2 protein-coding genes are annotated in these 1,522 nt (G+C 47.1%); both read left to right on the top strand.

Annotation, left to right across the window (positions count from 1 at the left end):
- A partial coding sequence (gene chlG / locus RMO84_RS07685; RefSeq protein ID WP_310487878.1) for a chlorophyll synthase ChlG occupies positions 1-714 on the top strand: 714 nt, incomplete at its 5' end.
- Between the two features lie 39 nt (positions 715-753).
- The gene (gene cobS / locus RMO84_RS07680; protein WP_396135799.1) at positions 754-1,509 is read left to right on the top strand and encodes an adenosylcobinamide-GDP ribazoletransferase; all 756 of its coding nucleotides are present in this window, start codon (positions 754-756) and stop codon (positions 1,507-1,509) included.
- Positions 1,510-1,522 lie beyond the last annotated feature (13 nt).

Genomic DNA, 1,522 nt, shown 5'->3' with positions numbered 1-1,522 from the left:
CAGGTTGTGAATGAGTGGTACGATCGCGAGATCGATGCGGTGAATGAACCCTATCGTCCGATTCCTTCGGGGGCAATTTCTGGCTCCCAGGTAGTAGTGCAAATTTTTATCTTATTATTTGGTGGCATTGGGGTCGCTTATATCCTCGATCGAGCCGTAGGTCATGAGTTCCCAGTAATGACTTGTTTGGCACTTGGTGGTGCCTTTGTCGCATATATTTATTCAGCTCCCCCATTGAAGCTCAAACAAAATGGCTGGTTGGGTACTTACGCACTCGGTGCGAGCTACATTGCTTTACCCTGGTGGGCGGGTCATGCGTTATTCGGGACGCTCAATTGGACGATCGTCATCATGACTTTATTTTATAGTCTAGCTGGCTTGGGCATCGCGATCGTTAATGATTTCAAAAGCGTGGAAGGCGATCGTCAATTTGGCCTCAAGTCTTTGCCAGTCATGTTTGGCGTGCAAAAGTCTGCTTGGATTTGCGTGTTAATGATTGACATTTTCCAAGCTGGCATCGGGATTTATCTAATTACGATTCACCAAAATCTTTATGCTGCAATTTTATTGCTCTTAATTATTCCCCAGATTACCTTTCAGGATATGTATTTCCTCCGCAACCCGTTGGAAAATGATGTCAAATATCAAGCCAGTGCCCAACCTTTTCTAGTCTTGGGAATGTTGGTTGCTGGATTGGCGTTCGGACATGCCTAATCTTCAAAATTAGGTTGGTAAAGTTACTAAATATCTGTGTTGTTACTCAATTTCAATTCGCTGCTCGCCGCGCTGACTTTTTATACCTGCTTCCCAGTCTCACAAAATTTAAAATTAGATTTTAGCCGCATTGCCCGCTGGGCACCTGTAATTGGTCTACTACTGGGAACTGGATTGGGTTTAGTCGATCTGGGATTAGACAGATTGAATGTACCCAGCTTAACTCGATCGGCGATCGTCGTTGTGCTGTGGATTTGGTGGACTGGGGGACTGCATCTCGATGGCGCGATGGATAGTGCCGATGGCTTGGCGGTGCAAGATCCCGATCGAAGATTGACAGTCATGTCCGATAGCGTCACCGGGGCATTTGGGGCGATGGTATCGGTGGCGATTATCCTGCTCAAAACTTGTGCGCTGACGGAAATTACTCACGATCGAATTTGGATATTGGCATTAGCTGCGGGCTGGAGCCGCTGGGGACAAGTACTCGCGATCGCGCTGTATCCCTATCTCAAAGCCCAAGGAAAAGGCGCATTCCATCGTCAAGGACTGAATGCAGCTCAAGATATTGCCTTAGGTTTAGCTTGCTTATTGATGGTAACGGGATGCCAGATTTACCTCCAGCCAGCAAATGGCTTGGCGATCTCGATCCGCTCTATAGCTAGTTGCACAATTACTGTTTTGGTTGGGTATTATTTTCACCGCCGTTTTGGCGGACATACCGGCGATACCTATGGAGCCGTCGTCGAGTGGACAGAAACATTTATCCTCTGCCTATCCACGATCGCGCTGTGATTTTGAGTTTACT

It is taken from the genome of Chamaesiphon sp. VAR_69_metabat_338 (genome assembly GCF_031423935.1).
Classification (GTDB): Bacteria; Cyanobacteriota; Cyanobacteriia; order Cyanobacteriales; family Chamaesiphonaceae; genus Chamaesiphon.
The sequence above is the reverse complement of the archived record's forward strand: the minus strand, read 5'-3'. Positions and strand labels throughout refer to the sequence as shown.